The organism is Candidatus Poribacteria bacterium (genome assembly GCA_026706025.1).
Taxonomy (GTDB): domain Bacteria; phylum Poribacteria; class WGA-4E; order WGA-4E; family WGA-3G; genus WGA-3G.
This window is the reverse complement of the sequence record JAPOZO010000077.1, coordinates 26,874-44,834: the sequence shown is the minus strand read 5'-3', so window position 1 is coordinate 44,834 and position 17,961 is coordinate 26,874. Positions and strand designations below refer to the sequence as shown.

General features: G+C 49.2%; 15 protein-coding genes. 6 read left to right on the top strand and 9 right to left on the bottom strand.

Annotated elements, in window-relative coordinates; genetic code table 11:
- Window positions 1-5: 5 nt before the first annotated feature.
- The 5 genes from OXH00_19840 to OXH00_19820 all read left to right on the top strand — a co-directional run bounded on the left by OXH00_19840 (window position 6) and on the right by OXH00_19820 (window position 6,134).
- On the top strand, window positions 6-1,436 hold the full coding sequence (locus OXH00_19840; protein ID MCY3743277.1) for an Nramp family divalent metal transporter: 1,431 nt from the start codon (window positions 6-8) through the stop codon (window positions 1,434-1,436).
- 83 nt (window positions 1,437-1,519) lie between these two features.
- Complete coding sequence (locus tag OXH00_19835; protein MCY3743276.1) at window positions 1,520-2,350, top strand: phytanoyl-CoA dioxygenase family protein; 831 nt, start codon at window positions 1,520-1,522, stop codon at window positions 2,348-2,350.
- Between the two features lie 189 nt (window positions 2,351-2,539).
- Complete coding sequence (locus tag OXH00_19830) at window positions 2,540-3,457, top strand: CBS domain-containing protein (GenBank protein ID MCY3743275.1); 918 nt, start codon at window positions 2,540-2,542, stop codon at window positions 3,455-3,457.
- Window positions 3,458-3,709: 252 nt separating this feature from the next.
- Window positions 3,710-4,666, top strand: coding sequence for a M23 family metallopeptidase (locus tag OXH00_19825; GenBank protein ID MCY3743274.1), 957 nt, complete (start codon window positions 3,710-3,712; stop codon window positions 4,664-4,666).
- A 61-nt stretch (window positions 4,667-4,727) separates the two neighbouring features.
- Window positions 4,728-6,134, top strand: a complete 1,407-nt coding sequence (locus OXH00_19820) for an extracellular solute-binding protein (protein ID MCY3743273.1) — start codon at window positions 4,728-4,730, stop codon at window positions 6,132-6,134.
- Here the strand turns inward: OXH00_19820 and ftsZ are convergent.
- The 7 genes from ftsZ to OXH00_19785 form a co-directional block, all read right to left on the bottom strand.
- Window positions 6,106-10,164 carry a cell division protein FtsZ gene (gene ftsZ, locus OXH00_19815; GenBank protein ID MCY3743272.1) on the bottom strand — a complete coding sequence of 1,353 codons (4,059 nt, stop codon included), beginning with the start codon at window positions 10,162-10,164 and terminating at the stop codon, window positions 6,106-6,108. The genes OXH00_19820 and ftsZ overlap by 29 nt on opposite strands.
- 101 nt (window positions 10,165-10,265) lie before the next feature.
- Window positions 10,266-11,384, bottom strand: a complete 1,119-nt coding sequence (gguB, locus tag OXH00_19810) for a sugar ABC transporter permease (GenBank protein MCY3743271.1) — start codon at window positions 11,382-11,384, stop codon at window positions 10,266-10,268.
- 16 nt (window positions 11,385-11,400) lie between these two features.
- Window positions 11,401-12,219: a hypothetical protein gene (locus OXH00_19805; GenBank protein MCY3743270.1), complete on the bottom strand. Its 819-nt coding sequence runs from the start codon at window positions 12,217-12,219 to the stop codon at window positions 11,401-11,403.
- A gap of 36 nt (window positions 12,220-12,255) precedes the next feature.
- Entirely contained in the window at window positions 12,256-13,017 is a 762-nt protein-coding gene (locus OXH00_19800; protein MCY3743269.1) for a TatD family hydrolase, read from the bottom strand.
- A 67-nt stretch (window positions 13,018-13,084) separates the two neighbouring features.
- The gene (locus OXH00_19795) at window positions 13,085-13,795 is read right to left on the bottom strand and encodes an SDR family NAD(P)-dependent oxidoreductase (GenBank protein MCY3743268.1); all 711 of its coding nucleotides are present in this window, start codon (window positions 13,793-13,795) and stop codon (window positions 13,085-13,087) included.
- A gap of 89 nt (window positions 13,796-13,884) precedes the next feature.
- Complete coding sequence (locus OXH00_19790; protein ID MCY3743267.1) at window positions 13,885-14,970, bottom strand: mandelate racemase/muconate lactonizing enzyme family protein; 1,086 nt, start codon at window positions 14,968-14,970, stop codon at window positions 13,885-13,887.
- A gap of 9 nt (window positions 14,971-14,979) precedes the next feature.
- Entirely contained in the window at window positions 14,980-15,852 is an 873-nt protein-coding gene (locus OXH00_19785; protein MCY3743266.1) for a sugar phosphate isomerase/epimerase, read from the bottom strand.
- A gap of 236 nt (window positions 15,853-16,088) precedes the next feature.
- Between OXH00_19785 and OXH00_19780 the strand changes: the two genes are divergently transcribed.
- Complete coding sequence (locus tag OXH00_19780) at window positions 16,089-17,102, top strand: hypothetical protein (GenBank protein ID MCY3743265.1); 1,014 nt, start codon at window positions 16,089-16,091, stop codon at window positions 17,100-17,102.
- Window positions 17,103-17,186: 84 nt separating this feature from the next.
- Here the strand turns inward: OXH00_19780 and OXH00_19775 are convergent, their stop codons facing one another.
- A complete protein-coding gene (locus tag OXH00_19775; protein ID MCY3743264.1) occupies window positions 17,187-17,363 on the bottom strand; it encodes a type II toxin-antitoxin system HicA family toxin in 177 nt (58 codons plus the stop codon).
- Window positions 17,360-17,551, bottom strand: coding sequence for a type II toxin-antitoxin system HicB family antitoxin (locus OXH00_19770; protein ID MCY3743263.1), 192 nt, complete (start codon window positions 17,549-17,551; stop codon window positions 17,360-17,362). The genes OXH00_19775 and OXH00_19770 overlap by 4 nt, the downstream gene beginning before the upstream one ends.
- Between the last annotated feature and the right edge of the window lie 410 nt (window positions 17,552-17,961).

The following is a 17,961-nucleotide window of genomic DNA, read 5'->3' as shown; positions in this document are numbered from 1 at the left end:
ACCTAATGGCAAGACTTTATCAACCGCTTGACGATTTTAAGGTCGTTGAGTTACCCGAAAAGCAGCTACCGTTTTGGAAAATTGCGGGGCCTGGGGCAATCTTGGTCGGTTTATCTATTGGTGCAGGTGAGAGTGTGATTTGGCCCCTCATTGCCGCAGAGTACGGTGGGAGCATGATTTGGGCGGCAGTGCTCGGGGTATTCCTCCAACTTTGGATTAACTTTGAGGTAGGCCGCTGGACAATCGCAACAGGCGAGACGGTATATACAGGTTACAGTCGTATCTGGCGAGGGTTCGCCCCGTTGTTCATTCTGCTAACTGTAGTCGGGTGGATAGCACCCGGATGGGCACGCACATCAGGCCTCGCGCTCAAAGCACTTGTGCTTGGACCCGGCGGTGCGGGCTCTGATACCTTCTGGACCATAGTGACATTTGCAGGGGTCGCGCTGATCCTCTTCGGACCGAAGATGATTTACAATTCTGTAGAACGGACGGTTGAACTGCTTGTTGCCATCGTAACGACTGGATTAATCCTGGTTGCTATCGCTGTCGGTTCTATGGATACATGGAAGGAAGTCGGCGCGGGCTTGATAAACGTTGGTTACAAAGACCCCGGCATGCCGGTGAAAACCTTTTTCAGTGCATTAGTCTTCGCCGGGGCTGGCGGGACGGCGAACCTCTTCTACACCTTCTATCTACGCGACAAGAATATCGGTATGGGAGCGCAGCTGCCGGGGCTACAGAACCCGCTGCGCGGCAGAACCGAGAAAGTGCCTGCAACGGGGTTCATTTTTGAAGTGACAGAGGAAAATCGAAAACGCTTCACGGCATGGTGGCAATATGTGAAAAAGGACCAGATACTTTTCTTCTGGGCACTCAACACACTCACGATTCTGCTCTTTATTTTTGGGGCACTCGCGGTTTTACACCCGCAAGGGATTGTTCCTGAGCAAGGCAAACTTATTTACGATGAAGCACAGATATTAGGGGAAATCTGGGGCGCGGCGGGACAGAAGATTTTCTTATTGGTCGGTGTAGCGACGCTTTTCGGGACGCAACTCGCGTTGGTTGACGGCGTATCGCGCTCGATTTCCGACATTATCTATACCAACTTCCGAGGCGCGCAAAAGCGGGATTTGAGCTGGTGGTATCTTCTCACCGCAGGTATCTGGATCGTCGGGGGCTGTGTAATCACTTTTGTAATGGAGCAATTAAACGTCAGTGAATTAGGATTTCTCTTTAATGCGGCATACATGGGCGGGTTCGCTATGGCGATTTATGTCCCGCTTACACTTTACATGAACTACCGCTTTCTGCCTGATTTCGCCAAACCGAAACGGCTCTCTACCGTCATGATGCTGATCGCTTCATGTGTCTACGTCGGGTTCGCGATTTCAAGCATCATCTGGGAAGTTAAACAATTGATTGGAGGCTAACACGGTTTTTTTAACTATGGAGCCTCCGCCCATTTTTGCCGATGGCAAAATGGATTTCTGGTTAATTGATAGGAGTTTTTACAATGAAACTCGAGAAAAAGGCGTTTTTTGAAAAGGAAGGTTATCTTATCGTTGAAAATCTACTGTCGGCAGAAGAGGTTGAGGCATGCCAAGTAGAGATCCACAAGTTGCACCAGTTCGCAGCGGAGCAGGAATCCGATATAGAAAAAGAACGAGCAGCGGTTGCCCGCCGCCACGTACAACGCGAACCCTTCGCAAAAGACGAGACCCAAGGAAGCAACCTACCGGTGTTACGGAAAGCAGAAAATACACGGCAGTATTCCGAAGTATTTCGGAACCTCGCACAGCATCCGAAACTCATCTCAGTCGTCCAAGAACTCACCGAATCCGAGGATCTATTGCTTTTTAGAAGCACGCTGATGTTCAAACCTGCGTTCCACGGTTCCTCACATGGCTTACATCAAGACTCGGCATATTGGCCGATGGAGCCGCCGAACCTTGTTACCGTGAGCATCGCGCTCAACGACGCTACGCCGGAGAACGGTTGCTTCAAGGTGATTCCGAAAAGCCATCTGTGGGGCATGCAATCCTGGGGAGACATTGCCCGTCAGCAGGGTGCAGAACTCACTGATCGGAAAGAGGTGGCAGAGCAACAGATGGATGTGCCGCTTTCGGCGGGGAGTGCTCTGTTTTTCCATAGCCTGATGGTGCACGGTTCGGGTCCTAATACCACACCGCGTTCTCGGAATACAGCCTTGTATGCCTACTTCTCGCCGCAAGTCAGGTATGTCCCGAGAGACGGGAAACCCGGTGAAAAAACGTTTCCTGTCGTTGCGGGCCTCGGTGGTCAAACGGAACTGACGCTCGTTGCCCAGACTGATGGTAGATCTTAACCCAAGTTGCCATTTGTAAATCCATAGAATTTTCTACTGAAATCAGATTTGAGTTGCGTTAAAAATTGAATTTGAGTATAATTTGCTACGCCACGACATAACAAAAAAAAAAAATTTTGTTAATTATGTCCTGATATAACCCAAGTTACTCAGGTATTCACAACATTCTGGATTTTAGGGATATGAACTATGAACGAGACTACCAAAAACCCTCCGGAAGAAAAAGAGGGTCCCATGCCTGTCGTTAGAAAGCCGGACATGGGGGAAATGGAGTTAGTTACGCCTAAGCCGCTTGTTGCACATAATAGACAGGCAGCAAAGTCCCGCAAAAAGGGGGGGTTTGGGAAATCCGGACGGCAGGCGACCCCATCTCGCGAACAACTCGTCCAGTTACTGCTGGAAAATATTGAGGCATTTTCGGACTCCGAAGCTCAATTACTCAGCACAATTTTTGAGTTGCAAACGCTGACAGCACAAGAAGTAATGTTGCCATTATCAGAAGCAGCCGTGCTGATAGTCGGGTCATCCTCCTCTGAAGTTCTCACACTCTGCCGCGCTTCCAACTATCATTACATCCCTGTTTATAATGCACGCGTCGACCAATTACTCGGAGTCGTTGATGCAATGGAGGTACTCGCAAGCGAGCACCCCGAGAACGATTTATCGTCATTCGTGCGCGATGTGAATTATGTCCCTGCCCTGAAGTCTGCTACGGATTTATTGAGTGATCTGCGGCAATCTGAGATACCGATCGCGATTGTGGTTAACGAGCACGGCAGTTGTGTCGGGATCGTAGAATTGATAGATATTTTAGAGCGGCTTATAGGCAAGGTCGCAGCTAATCGCAAACGGACGACACCTCACATCGAAAAACTTGGAGCAAGCGACTGGCGGATCGATGCACGCATGTTAATTACTGATGTTAATAAAGTCTTAGACATCCGAATCCCCACAGATCAGTGTGATACGATTGGTGGCTTTGTCCTGATGTTGCTCGGCCACTTACCACAAAAAGGTGAGAAGGTTGTCTATGAAGATGTTGAATTTAATATAGAGGCAGCTTTCAAGTACGGGATCTCCCAAATTCGGGCTACGAGAAAAACCTAAAAAAGGTTAAGTGAGTCAATTGAAACGTCCGCGTCGTCACATTTTCAAGAGAACCCGCGTCCGAATGTTGATCGTGTGGTATCTCATCCTGCTTGGTGCCATCATCATCCTCATCTGGAAAATGCCAGCGATCGTTTCGCACTTGTAAACGGTGCGTTCTTGTTGGGTGAATTAGGCAGCCATAAGTCTCCAATTCTTGTAAGCAAATGTTGATGTTTTGCACCAGTTTTATTGGAAAGGAGGATCTGTTGAATGTATACACTTATTATCATGTCATCTCATAAAAATTCTGTCCGCCAGCACGTGATCGGTCGAGGGCTTCTATTGCTGCTATCCTGCGTTATCCTTGGTCTATTCTCTGCGGCAATTGGCGGCTTCAGCTACGGCCTCTTCCACAAACGGCAGAGCGTCAGTGCTGCAAACGAATTACAGACGCGCATGGATAAAGAAATTCAACAATTAACACAGGCAAAACACGAAGTTGAATCGGAACTTGCTGCCGTTAACAAGGAAATGAACGAGATTCGCCAGATGGCAGAAAAGATCCGAGAGGTTTTAGGGATACTTGGGCAAGGGGGCGAGATGAATGCGACTTCGTCCGCAGGAGAATCCGAGCCTCAACAGATGGATATATCCGCGCTCACTGATGCCACACCTGATACCCACGAGCCCCAGAAACTGACACCCAGTATTCTGAAAGAGGAGTTGCAGGCTCTCTATAACTATATCAACGCCTATCAAAAACAACTTTTCGGATATCCTTTGATTCTCCCAGTGAAATTCCAACAAGAAAACGGGGAGCAACACGCCTTTTGGTATTCTTCCCACTTCGGATGGCGGAACCACCCGTTAACGAAAAACCGTGAATTTCATCAAGGGTTGGATATTAAAACCCGCGCCGGCGTTCCTGTGATCGCTGCCGCCGATGGCACAGTTGTACAGGTTGGCGAGAAGGGCTATTTGGGAAATACAATTGAGATCATCCATGAAACATCCGGGTATAAAACTTTGTACGCGCATTTGCAAGGCTATGCAGAGGGTCTCAAAGTTAATCAAGAAGTGGTACGTGGTCAGATTATTGGCTACGTCGGAAATACTGGCCGCAGCACGGGGGCTCACCTCCACTACGGCATTTATGATATCGAAAAAGAAAGGTGGCGGAACCCAATCCTGTTTATCTTTAATCAAGAACCAACGCTCTCACCGTAACTGCCTATGAATCAAGGTTAACTGCGTATTACTGAACATATCGGAAAAGGAGTATGAAAAAATGTCCGACTTTAAACCCCTGGCCCTGACGATAATATTCTGTCTTTTAGCACTACCGGTGCTCTCATTCGCGCAAGACGAACTCATCATTATCTCCCCGCACCCAGAGGGTATTGAAACAGAATTTGGCAAAAATTTCGAGAAATGGTATGAGGAACAGACAGGCAGGACCGTCAAAACCGATTGGCGAGATGTCGGTGGCACCTCTTCTAACTATCGGTTTATTGAATCGGAATTTAAGCGCGTGCCCGATGGCATCGGTATCGATATCTTTTTTGGCGGCGGCACTGACAACTACCTCCGCCTGTCAAATATGGGATGGCTGCATGCTTACAAACTGCCCGGACCGCAACTTGAACAGATGACGCAATCGTTCCAAGGGATTCCACTCTATGATACTGAATATCAGTGGTATGGTGCAGCGTTATCAAGTTTCGGTATCATGTACAACGAAGAACTTCGTGAACTGTTGAAACTCCCGAAAGCCACGGCATGGGAAGATCTGGGGAATTTGGAATTGCTCGGTAAAATTGGCGCAGCGGATCCGAGAGAGAGCGGTTCCGCACACATGGTCTATGAAATCATTCTTCAAACCCTGGGATGGGAAGATGGGTTTGCACTTTTGACGAAGCTTGGCGGTAATGTGCGCGGTTTCTCGGCGGGTGCCAACGCTATTCCGACAGATGTCGTTGCTGGCCAAGTCATTTACGGACTTGCAATTGATTTTTATGCGTACGGCCAAATTGCGGTTGTCGGGGCAGATAAGATTAAATACGTAGTACCCGCCGATGGCGCGGTGGTCACGGCTGATCCGATTGCGATCCTCAAAGGTGCTCCCAATTTACCCGTTGCGGAGAAATTCCTTGAATTTGTCTTATCGGAAGACGCACAGAAACTCTGGATGCTTCGCAACAAACCCACCAAAGCCCAACTTGACAAAGCAGAGGACAACCCAGAGAAACGCTCAGTGCTTAATAAAACCACCGACCCAGAGGGTCCTGAATGGAAGGGTGGCTTGAACCGTGCCAGCGTACTTCCAGCACTCTACGATAAATTGGGAGAAAGATGTATTGTCCCGAACCCGTTTGCTATGGAAGGTACACCTTTTCAATATGACTCTAAGAAGGGCGGCACCCGGTGGAATATTGTTAACGATCTCTTCGGCATCCTGATTATCGATTCGCATAAGGATCTCGTCAACGCGTGGAAGGCGATTCAGAAGTGTAAAGACCCTGCAAAACGGGAAGCAGCGATTGCAGCTTTAACGAAGATGCCGATAACCGAAGCAGAGGCAATGGAACTCGCAAAGGATGCTTGGAAAGACCCGACAGTGCGTAACGAAAAAATCAAGGAATGGGGACAGTTCGCGAAAGAGAAGTTCAAAGAGGCGCGGAATCTGGCAAGATAATTGTTACACCCAAGAATTCAGAGAGTTTCTCACATTCCTCACGGTAGTGGGCAATTTTTGTTGAATCGCCTGCCTCCCCGGTCATCTTTGCTGCCATGAATTCGTGTGGATAGTGGGCTTTCAGGTATGCCATACGGTACGCCAACATAGAATACGCGACAGTGTGCGATTTGTTGAAGACATAGCGACCAATAGGTTCAAGCATCTCAAATATCTCCGCTGCTTCCTCTTTAGCGAACCCTTTTTTGACTGCCCCTTCAACGAACTTCTCACGTTGTGTCGTAAGCAACGTCTCGTTCTGCTTACCCATCGCGGCGCGAAGTATATCCGCTTCAGCGAGCGTAAAGCCTGCTATATCGTGTGCGATTTGCATCACCTGCTCCTGATAGATGCATACACCGTACGTGCTTTCGAGTGCGCCTTCAAACGAGGGGTGCATATACGCCACGGGCTGCACTCCATTTTTTCGATCTATGTACCGTTGCATGTCCCCGTTTTCTATCGGACCCGGACGATAAAGGGCGGGAATCGCGGAGAACTCCTCAAAGTTATCCGGTTTGAGTTCGGTAACAACCCGATACATACCAGAGGACCCTTCCAACTGGAACAAACCAGCGATGAGTCCGTTGCCGATTAGCGAATACGTTTGTTCATCGTCAAATGGAATTTCCGCTAACTTGATCTCAATGCCGTGGTTTGCCTTAATCATTTGAAGGCAGTCGTGTGTCTCAGTAAGACTCCGTAAGCCGAGGGAATCAAATTTGATGATCCCGACATCTTCAACAATTTTACCTTCAAACTGCGATGCGACCTGGTCGTGTATATCCTTGAACAATGGGACGTAGTTTGTCAACGGTCCCTCTGTGACGACAATCGCGGAGGCATGACACGAAACGTGCCGTTTCATACCCTCCACCGCCTTGCTAATCTCAATCAACTCCTTATTTTCCGGGAGTTCGGCGAGTGTCTGAAATTCGGGCACCCGTTCCAAGACCTCATCAAGCGTGATTCCGGGAAAAGGCGGAATTAGCCGCGTCAACTGTTCGACTTTTTCGAGAGGCACCTCAAGTGCCCGCCCGACATCCTTAATAGAAGCTTTCGCACCTAAGGTCGCAAAGGTCGCAACTTTGCCGACAGAATCCGCTCCGTATTTTTTCGCCAAGTATTCAATCACAGGTTCACGAGCGCGGTCAGCGAAATCAATATCAATATCCGGAGGATTGAGACGTTCAAGGTTTAAAAACCGTTCAAACAGACAACCGTAATCCATCGGATTGAAACCGATCACATCAAGGGCATACAGCACGAGACTACTGGCGGCGGAACCGCGTGCAGAAAGTGGGTACCCTTGTTTGTGGGCATAGTTGACGTAATCCGCCACAATAAGAAAATAGTTGGCGTACCCTGACTGTTTGATGATATCCAATTCATAATCAATCCGTTGTCGGATCGGTTCGGAGAGTTCACCATATTTTTTTCCTAAGCCTTGGTAACATAGTTCTCTCAGATAACTGTCGTGTGTCTGCCCTTCGGGGATCTCATATTTCGGCATTGCGTCTTGTCGGTAGTCAAGTTGAAGATTGCACCGATTCGCAATTTCAAGTGTATTACTGATAGCCTCCGGTGGATAATCCTTAAGTGCTTCCCGCATTTCGTCAACACTTTTAAAGTAGAAGTGGTTGTCAAACCGCGGACGCTCTTGGTCGTTGACAGTCTTCCGCATCTGGATACAAAGAAGCACGTCGTGCATTTCGTGGTCGGACTTGCGGAGATAGTGGCAATCATTCGTACCGACGAGCGGCAGATTGAACTCTTTCGCCAGCTGCACCATCACCGGATATGCCTCCAGTTCCTTGTCGATGTAGTGATTCTGTATCTCAACGTAGAGGTTTCGTTCACCCATTATCTCCATCAGCATTTTGAAACTTTGAATCGCTTCGTCGCGTCGATTTGAACAGAGGAGTTGTGGCACCTGTCCTTGGATACACCCGGTCAGTGCGATGATGCCATCCCGGTGTTCACGCAAGATTTCCATGTCAATACGCGGCTTACGATTGAATCCCTCCGTGTATCCAAGCGATACCAGTTCTAAGAGGTTTTGGTAGCCGGTTGCATCCTCGGCAAGCAGCGTGAGATGGTAGGGACCGCCCGGTTCTTGCACACGTGTCTTTCGACTCCCTTGCGCGACATACACTTCACAACCGATGATCGGTTTGACCCCTGCTTCTGTTGCCTTGTTGTAGAGTTCCCATGCGCCGAACATGTTCCCGTGGTCTGTAAGTGCAACGGCAGGGACACTATTTTCAACTGCCCAATCCACCATATCTGGAATACGGCACGCGCCATCAAGCATACTATATTCGCTATGGTTATGGAGATGAACAAATTCGGAACCGGTTTTGGAAGGAATATAAGTACCCCCTTCAGGAGAGGTGCCATCCTGCCGAGTGGAGAACGGCGTGGTAGGTTCGCTTTGCGTCTCAATTCCTGTTGCCAGGACAGTGACATCAACTGTATCTTCAGTCTCAGTCTCAGGCTCATCGTCCCTGTAGACCAATCCAAAGATAATCTGTGCTTCGGGTGCAGTATCTTTGATTACCGTCATCGCTGCATCCAATTCATGCATCATGAAATCTTGTGGCGCGCTGATGTTGACAATCATCCCAGGGGCATCTCCCAATTTTCCACCATCCAAGAGAGGAGAAGCAACGGCGTTTTCCGCAGCGATCCGCGCCCGATTTTCACCGTTTGCTTTTCCTATACCCATCAACACCGTACCAGCATTCTGCATGACGCTCTCTACATCGGCGAAGTCAACGTTAATTTCGCCTGACTCCACAATAATATCGGCGACACTTTTAACACCGCGTAGCACAGTCTCATTACTCATGCGGAACGCTTCGCTCGTTGGGAGATCTGCCTCTACAGTATCCATGAGTCTCTGGTTGGGCACCACAATAACGGCATCGGTGCTCTCTCGTAGTTCCTGAAGACCGTATTCTGCTTGTTCGGCGCGGCGTTGTCCTTCAAAATCAAACGGACGCGTTACAACACCTATTGTTAAGGCACCATGCTCTCGTGCAAGGGATGCGATCATAGGCGCGGCACCTGTCCCCGTTCCGCCACCCATGCCTGCTACAACGAAAAGTAGACGCGCGCCTGCAAGCACAGCGTCAAGTGTCCCCAGATTTTCCTCAGCTGCACTTCTACCTATCTCTGGATTCGCATCTGCGCTAAACCCTTGCGTCGTGTCAGTCCCGATCTGTATCTGCATCGCACCTTCACACGTGCGAAGTGCTTCCAAGTCTGTATTCACAGCATAAAATTCCACTTCTTTCCAATCAGCTGCCATCATCCGTTTGATGATGTTCCCACCCGCGTCGCCGACACCGAAAATCTTAATTTTGTACCCTGACGGCTTTGCGACTTCTTTTTCATACGTCATAGTTGTTCCCCTCTTAACTTCCTCAACGCCAAATTCCTCACGCAGGAGCGTCCGAATTTGGCTGAGTCTTGTTTTGACGGTACCCGCCGCCAAACCAAGTTCCTCTGCAATCTCGTTGACAGTCCACAACTCTAAGTAGTATAACACCGCAATCGCGCGGACACGCTCTGGGAGGTGGTGTACGGCTTCTGTTACAGCCGCGCGAAGTTCCGTCTCCCGGAAACGGGCAAGCACATCCCGATCAATCGTCTCAGCGAGTTGCTCTGCACTCTGAAGAATTTCGCTTCTGGTGTGCGACTTGGCGGCGTAGTACCTTCTGCAAGTCGTCCAGGCTATCTTTCGGAGCCAAGCACCGAAACTGCTGATTTCGCGTAAACCGCCGATGTTTTCCCAGACTGCAACCCAAACGTCTTGAAAGATCTCTTCAGCATCGCGGATCTGACGGGAGTTAAAAACAACCAGTTGCCAAATTCTGGAACTGTGGCGGGCTGCGAGCTGCGCAAATGCCGCCTCATCACCGTCTTGCACGCGCTGAATGAGCTCTTCGTCTGTCAAATCTGTGTACGTTGATGAATCATATCGCATAGACAAATTTCCAATTAGATTTCGTCAATTAGACTGTAGTTATAAAGAGGAGAATTTATGCGGAAAGGGTTTAAAAAAATGTAAACAGTCGATTTTTTTCGCTATCGCCTTCGTGATGCCATGTCAAAACCGACTGCTGCAACAAGCACCACGCCTTTAATAATATCCTGCCATGAAGCATCCATATTTGCCATGCTCATACCGTTGTTGAGGCTTTCCATGACGAACGCACCTAAAACCGCACCAAAGATGCTCCCGCGCCCGCCCATTAGACTGGCACCGCCGATAACACACGCAGCGATAGCGTCTAACTCCAGCAACCGTCCTGCCTCTGGACTCGCGCTCCCGACACGCGCCGTCATGACGACCCCCGCGATTGCCATCAAGGCACCCATCGTCGCAAATACCCGCAACGTGATACCGCGGACATTCACCCCGGAGAGGTACGCTGCTTCCGCATTGCCGCCGACCGCATAGACGTAACGTCCGAAACGGGTGTGGCTCGCGATGAAATGGAACACGAACGCCAATCCGAAAAGAATGCATACTGGAAACGGAACGCCTTTATGCGCATTCATCACGGTGATGAACGCGATAATCAGTGCCGACATCCCGACGACCTTCAATAGAAACATGAGCAGAGACGCTTGTTCTGGGTTTCCGTATTGCAGCCGCCCAACGCGTTGTCGGTAAAATCGGTAACCACTAATGCTTAACCCGACTACCATAAGTGCCCATCCGAGCATCGGCGAGAGGTAGGCATTGCCAATCGCTTTGAGCCAATTGTCTGGGAGCAGGATGGTCTCGCCTTTGGTAAAAGCCAGCATCAAGCCGCGATACGCCAAAAAGCCGCCCAGTGTGACGATAAACGCCGGGATACGCTGATATGCGACGAGGTAACCCTGCATCAATCCCATTAGGATACCGATGCAGATAACGATGAAGAGCGTGACGAGAATCGGTTGCCCCCACCAGACGTGTACAATCGCTGCGATCGCACCGAGTAAACCGGCACCGTAGCCGACTGACAGGTCGATGTTGGCAGAAACGATAACCAAGGTCATGCCGACAGCGAGGATGGCAGTGACAGCGGCTTGGCGGGAGAGATTCGACAGGTTCCGAGTGCTAAGGAAGGTGCCACTGGTCAGCAGTGTGAAAATCACCCAGACACAGAAGAGCGCAAGCACCATCGCATACATACGGAGATTAAGACGCTTCATATGTCAGGAATCACTCCTATTTGGATGGGAGCCGAATCCATCTTTCAAGGGCGGCAGCATTCTCAAAAAATGAACGGATGAGCGCAAATTCGTCGGCGGTTAAGATCGCACAACGTAACAGCCCCTCCCGAGAACCATAAACTTCCAGCTGCCCAAGCCAGATTTTACGTAATACTTCTGTATCCAGTGGAGCCATACCACTCGGCACCGCAGCTACCTTCATTAATTTTATCGTATCGGAAGTGGACATTTCTGATGAATACGTATCCATTAATGGATCAATCAGGTGCATCTCCACGAATGCCTCCATTTTTTCTGACTCGGAGGTGATGTCTGGTTCGTTCGCGATTAGCTCACGGAATTTGAAATAGAAATCTATAGAGATTTGAACTTCCTCATCCGTTACCTCTGGCGGCAGAATTTCTTTAAACGTGAATAGGGTAGCTGATTTCTGTTCGATGGTGGGAACTGCGGCAAGATAAGTCGGATAATCTTTATAAGCTGCGCCGACTTGCTCTTCCAGATAAGTCAAATACAACTGACTTGACAAAACTACATCCAGAGTTCCTTCTTCTTCAAGAACTTGCGTTAAGAGTTTTTCTTGGCTTTCGGTTAAAGGTTCTTCTCCAGATTCTATCAAGAACGTTTCTCGCTCCTCGAGGTGTGCCCCCATACCCTTCATGAATCCTGCTATTTCAAAGGGAGCTTTTATAGCACTTACGGCACCACAACCGAAAAATGTGGTCAATGAAAGACAACAAAGGAGTAAGCAAAGGATAGGAACCCTCTTGCGTAATTTGTGTTCTGCTATCCATAACCGATTATTTCGTTTCATGATAACCTCTCCAGAAGCGGAAGTTATAGTTTTGCGCTAACATGCAAGGAGATTCTGAAAATTTTTCGTCGTTATCTCGCCGATTGCTTCTATGGAAGTATTACGAAGATTCGCGATTTTTTCCGCTACAGCGCGGACATAAGCCGGTTCATTTCGCTTGCCGCGTCGGAACTGTGGCGCGAGCCATGGACAATCGGTTTCTATCAACAATCGATCTTCAGGTACTTCCTGCGCGACGGCTTGGATATCTTTGGCATTTGGATAGGTCACAATTCCACCGATACCGATATGGAATCCGATCGCAAGACTTCTATGCATCAACGCCACATCACCAGTAAAGCAGTGCAGCACGCCTCGGATTTTCCCTTGCCGCGCCTCTAAGATAGGTAGGATATCCATGTAAGCATCGCGGTTGTGGATAACAATAGGCATCTGCAACTCTTCAGCGAGGTCCAATTGTTCCTCAAACGCCGCTTTTTGTACCGGGCGCGGTGAAAGGTTGCGGTAATAATCCAATCCCATTTCGCCAAGCGCAATCACCTTCGGGTGTGCAGCGAGTTCACGAAAGGTTTTTAGCACATCCGGGGTCAGATCCTTTGCATCGTGCGGATGCATCCCGACAGTGGCATAAATGTGTGGATGTTTCTCCGCTAATGCCACTGCGCCGAGACTGGTCTCCATATCAAAACCGATAACCAAGATATTGGAAACCGCGGCTTCTTGGGAGCGTTTCAGCACCGCGTCTCGATCGCGATTGAATTGGGAGAGCTGAATATGTGCGTGTGAGTCAATAAACATTTCGGTCCCTAATTCCGGTAGGTGCGGTTTGGAACCGCACGGATTTGAAAGGGAGGCTAACAAAAAATCACATCAAAGGTGTTCGGATAATGGTTTCAAGTGTATGTGCGCGGGGTGGCTGCGTTACAAGGAACAGAATCAGATCCGCGACATCTTCTGGAAGCGTCAGATGCGCAATCACATCGTCAGGATGGTTATCGCGACGCATCTTGGTATCGACTGGTCCCGGACAGACAACCGAGGCTTTCACGCCGTGCGCTCTTCCCTCGTTGTTTGTTGTCTCGGTGAAACCGATAACGGCGAATTTGGAGGCGCAATACGCCCCGCCGTTGACGTGTCCAAATTTACCGGAAACCGAGGAGACATTAACGATATGTCCATACTTCCGCTCGCACATGTGGCTGAAGACGGCTTGTGTGCCGAGAAATACGCCTTTGAGGTTGACAGCCATTGTCAAATCCCAATCCTCTTCTCGAATCTTCGGAATCGGGTTGTGGATTGCTACACCCGCGTTATTAACGAGGATGTCCACCTTGCCGAAGGTGTCAAGCGTTTGTGCAACCATGGCATCAACATCGGCTTTCAACTGAATGTCGGTTGTGATGGCGAGTGCGCGTCTGCCGAGTTGTGTCACCTCTTCGGCGACAGCAGATATCTCCGTGTCAGTCCGTGCGGCAAGAACGATGTCTGCGCCTTCTCTGGCAAATGCGAGAGCAGTTGAGCGACCAATGCCGCGTCCGCCACCTGTGATAATCGCGATACGGTTTTCAAGTTTCACGAGTCCTCCTTAAAGTAGTAAGTTAAGTGTCGCGAGCGACAAGAAATCCGCAGAAATCCCCAAGCAAAAACACTCGCTCCCACAGAGTACTACTGAATTTGATATGCCGCGAGTTTTTGCTTATTGAACAGAATGCCGTGCCCTGGACGTTCAGGCGGTGAAAAGTGACCATCCTTAAGCGTCAAAGTATCGTCAAGTACCGGATCAAGCGAAGGAATATATTCCACAAAAAGCGAGTGTGGTACTGCGGCAGAGAGATGCACATGCAAATCCATTAGGAAATGTGGGGAAACAGAGAGTCCAAAACATTCCGCGGTGTGTGCGACCTTCATCCATTCAGAGATACCACCGACGCGCACAGCATCGGGTTGTAGAATGTCCGCTGCGCCTTGTGCGATATACTCCTTAAAGACATATTTATTGTAAATCGTCTCGCCGATAGCGATCGGAATCGTAGTTTTCTCGCGCAACGTCACATGGCTATCTACGTCATCTGCCTCAATGGGTTCCTCAAACCAGAAAAGGTCTGCCCCTTCGACGCGACACGCCAGTTGAATGGCTTCACGCGCGTTCCACTTCATGTTGGCATCAATCATAAGATAGGGTTCTTGCCCAATCGCTTTCCTGACAGCGAAGATGCGTGCCACGTCTTCGTGGAGACTGTCGCGCCCGACTTTAATCTTGATACCTTTGAAGCCTTGCGCCACAAATGCCACGGACTGCCTGACGAGTTCGTCTTCGGAGAGATGGAGCCAACCGCCGTCTGTGTTGTAGACGGGAACAGCAGCTCTCGCGCCACCAAGGAGTTGGTAAAGCGGCAACTCGGCGCGCTTTGCCATGAGGTCCCAGAGCGCGATGTCTACCGCTGCCATGCCTAAACCGACGATACCGCCTCTGCCGACCCAGTGTGTCTCCATCCACATCCGATTCCAAATCCGGTCAATGTTGGCGGCATCCTCTTCAAGGAGAATAGGCGTGAGATAGGCATCCATAGTCTGTTTGATTGCCTCGCCACCTTTACCGATCGTGTAAGAGAACCCGGTGCCAACAACACCATCTGCATCTTCAATTTCAATGAAAGGGAACTCCATAGAGACAAAGGTTTGAATAGCATCAACGCGTTCAACTTGAGGCGGGATGTCGTATAAAGCTGTACGAACTGATTTAATTTTCATTCAATCTTCCTACTGCTTTAGGTTTTCGATCATCGGCAGCAATTTTTCGATACAGATACGCGAGGCTTCTTCACCGGCTTCAGAAAACGCCTGTCCGCCCGGTTTATTGAGAATAGCATCGTCGATTTTGAGCGAGGGTCGCCAGTGCGTTTCAAGGCAGAGGTGTCCTTCATATCCGTCATCAATAAAGGCTTGCAGCTGCCCTTGCCAGTCGATTACACCGTCGCCGACAGGAACGGATTCCATTTCGCCGGTATCGGGGTTTGGTGCCGCGTCCTTGAGATGCGCATGGATCATTGTCGGTTTCATCTGATTGTACGCATCGGGGTATGGCGTCTCACCGCCCTTGGCATGCGCTTCGTTGGCAGGATCCCAGATACCACGGATATTCGGAGAATCAATCTGCTCAATAAATTCCGCTGTGAGCTTGGCAGTACTGAGCGAGGTGGTGGATTCGTTTTCCATGCCGAGTACGATGCCTTCGCCATCTATCATCCGGCGCGGTTCATCGTAGGCAGCGATAATGTCGTCCCAACGTTCCTCGGTCTCACCGGTATCCCAGAAGACGAAGGTACGGATGAGGTTGGTATCAAACGCCTTTGCTGTGCGGATGCATCCTTTCAGTATATCAAGGTGCTCTTTCCGCTCTTCAGCGTTGTCCATATCGCATTTAAAAAAAGGGGAGGCAACGCCGATAATCTCAATGTCGGTGTCATCAAGTAGGCGTTTCATTTTCTCGATGTCGGCTTCAGTAAGTTCGTGTGGAAGCTTATCCCAGACGGAACGAATTTCGATCGAGTGTAAGTTGAAATCTTTCACAAAATTGACAACGGTGGCGAAGTCCTGTGAAACTTCGTCGCCGATAACGCCAAGTTTAAACATAGCTGTGTTTCTCCTTTGAAACTTTTACGACATGTTAACACAGCACAATGTTAATAGCAAGCAGGATTTTCTGTTGAGCATTTCGGCCAATATGTTATCATATTGATACAGTGAAACGGGCATGAGCGGAACATTCAGTTTTCAGCGAAGCGTTAGAGAATTTTGTGATATAATAGTCAGTTAACACCGAAAGGTATACGGTAGATTTTATGACCGAATTTCAAGGAGGAGCACCCATGAAAATCACAGGCTTTGAATATCGGACCGTCTCCATCCCTTTCCTTCCAGCAATACAAGAACACTCGGGCATGGAATATCCAACGACCTTGGTCTGGGTACATACAGATGAAGGTCTGACAGGGTTGGGTGAAAGTAATTCTCTGCACAGCGATATTACAGATCAAGCTGACAGTATCGCTGAAAGGTACGTCGGCAAAAACCTTTGGGATATTGACCTTTCATCCGAATCATTCACCTTCCAGTCAGCCTTTTATGACTTGGCTGGACAGGCATTGGGTGTGCCAGCACATAAACTCATCGGTGAAAAACATCGGGATAGCGTTGAACTCGCCTACTGGTCGCCCCCGATGCCGCCGGAAGCGACAGCAGCGGAGGCAGAACGTGCTGCAGACCTTGGGTTTCGGGTACACAAGCTCAAAGCACGTAAGGCGACTATCGTCGAAACGGCGCGCTTAACGAAAGAAGCGTGCGGACCGGATTTCCAGATTCGCGTCGATCCGAATACAGAATTCGGAGACTTGGAGACCGGACTCCGGCTCGCTGAGGAATTGCTCCCGTACAACATCGAAGTCTATGAAGACCCGATTCGGTTTGAGGATTTATCTTGGTATCGCCAGATGCGGGAAAAAGTGGAAGTGCCAGTTGCAAGGCATATCGGGGGTGGGCAAGAGATTTTAAAGAACATCCGTGCGGATGCAGTGGACGCTATCAATACCGCGGGGAACGTCGCTGGACTGCGGAAGAGTGCTGCCGTTGCTGAAGCCGCGGATTTGCCGATTTGGGTGCAGATTTTTGCTTTCGGTTCATGCGTCGCCTCGACCTTCGCCGCACACATGGCATGCACAATACCGAACTGCACGATGCCGATTGACGAACTCCCGCACATCCGTATTGACGATCTCTCTGGCGGTAGCATGGATTTATCTAACGGCGCAATCAACCTGACAGACGCGCCGGGATTGGGTATCAGTCTTGATATGGATGCCGTTGAGCGGTATCGCATTCGTTAGATAGTTTAGGACTTACGTAACGCCTTGGTATGTGCTATACCACATCGCAATAGGCATAATTTTGCGATTTTGTGTAAGTCCTATTTAATTCTTAAGCATCTTGAGGATATGCTTCGCCAAAGAATCTTTAATTTCTCTATGGCGCGGAACTGGCTGAGAAACGCGCGTATCTGGATTCTGATACCAATCATGTTTCGCGCCATGACGAATGAGTACACATCCCATCTTCTTCAACTCACGAATTAGGTCTCGTCTTTTCATGCAATCTGTAACTCTGCAACCTTTCGGACACATGGAATAGCGCCGCTCGTGAGTTCAGTATAGAGGTCAAGAAGGTTTTCCTCAAGCACTGCTAATGTTTCCCCTTGCGTCCAATAATCGGGGTATGCCTCAAGGTAACCCAGGAACATGTTTTCATCCTGCCAGTAAATGTACTTCTGCGTTTCCATACATAGCACCTACCAAATAGGGAGCAATCCCCAGACATTATTCCCGCATATTGATAATTATACCACTCAAATTATCAGAAATCAAGATTTATTTTGAAAAAATTAGGCGATAAGGAAAGAACCACTACAAGTCGGGCAACTTGCCCACAACCTCCACCGTTTTTAGGCTGACGGTGATGACGCGGGCAGTGTCGGAAGTTTTTCAAAGAAACGCCGCATCGCTATATTGTCAGTGATACCTGGGTTTTCTAAGAAGTTTTCAAACTGTGGGGCTGCAGCTCCCCTCGCCTCTGAAGCGTTCGGTTGATTGCTTGCGGTAGCTCCTCAGCAAGAATAGTGTAAAAGGCATCCGGGGCTAAGTTCGCATAGTCCTGGAAATTGAGTTGTATAGGGAAATAGTCAGTGTCTTC